This window comes from Nocardia sp. NPDC058497 (genome assembly GCF_042720195.1).
Classification (GTDB): Bacteria; Actinomycetota; Actinomycetes; order Mycobacteriales; family Mycobacteriaceae; genus Nocardia.
This window is the reverse complement of the sequence record NZ_JBHXMY010001054.1, coordinates 1-1,062: the sequence shown is the minus strand read 5'-3', so window position 1 is coordinate 1,062 and position 1,062 is coordinate 1. Positions and strand designations below refer to the sequence as shown.

The following is a 1,062-nucleotide window of genomic DNA, read 5'->3' as shown; positions in this document are numbered from 1 at the left end:
GGGCGTGCACTGTGCGGCGGTCTTGCGGGTGAACACGCCCGGCTCCTCCCAGTCGGAGATGATCGCCGACAGCACGTCGGCGACCCCGCCGTCGCCGTAGCCGGTGAGCGGTGTCCGCCAGAACTGCGCCTCGCTGATCGAGGTGAGGCCCCACGGTGAGTCGACATAGGCGACGTGCCCCGCGGCGAGGTCGGCCCGCCTGCGCAGAAAGAACTGGATGCCGACCATCCAGGCCGACCGCAGCCGCGAGATCGACTCGAGGCGGGGATCGGCGGCGAGAACGTCCTCGGCGAACACCGCGGGAGCCTTGTCCAGCGGAATCGCGCTGACGTAGTAGTCGGCTTCGACGCTGCGCCTGGCACCGGTGCTGTCGGTCACCGTCGCCGCGCGGATATGCGCGCCGTCGGTCTCGAAGCCCGACAGCTGCGCGCCGAGCGCGAAGGTGACACCGAGCGAACGCAGATGGGTGACCCAGGGATCGATGAACGTCTCCGAGGTCGGCCCGTCGAGCACCCGGTCGTTGCCACGGCCGTCACCGTCGTTGTTGAGATTCAGCAGCGACCACACGTACTCCTCGCCGACCAGCCCGATCGAATGTGCGCTGCAGTTGCGGGATTTCGTCGCCACCAGCGCGCGGATGAACCCGTCGCCGAGGAAGCGGCTGTACTCGGCGGAGGCGTTGTCCAGGCCGGCGAATTCGGTCCAGCTCATCCGTTCCCACTGGCCGAGTTTGCGTTCCTCGCAGCTGGAGACGTACACCGCCAGCCGTTCGGCGGCGAAGAGCGCTTCGTGCGGCGGCAGCCGGAACAGCGTCTCGAACACCGAGACGAACGAGTCCGCGAATTGCCTGGGTGTCATCGGGATCCGGCTGAACGGGAGCGGAAACGGCAGGGGGATGGTCAGGTTGCTGCGCCCCATGCCCGCGATCATCGCCGCGTCGAGGCGGACGAGGTTGTCGTGGACGCCGTTGCGGTTGCCGCGGAACGGAATTCGGCGCAGCGTGTCGGGCAGGTTGTGATAGAAGCCGAAGAAGCTGCGGAAGCCGTGCTCACCGGGCAGTGC

Annotated in this window: 1 pseudogene; it reads right to left on the bottom strand. The window is 68.0% G+C overall.

The annotated features are described in order from the left end of the window. Nucleotides 1-1,062: pseudogene (locus tag ACFWPJ_RS33655) on the bottom strand (twin-arginine translocation pathway signal protein); the annotation flags it as partial.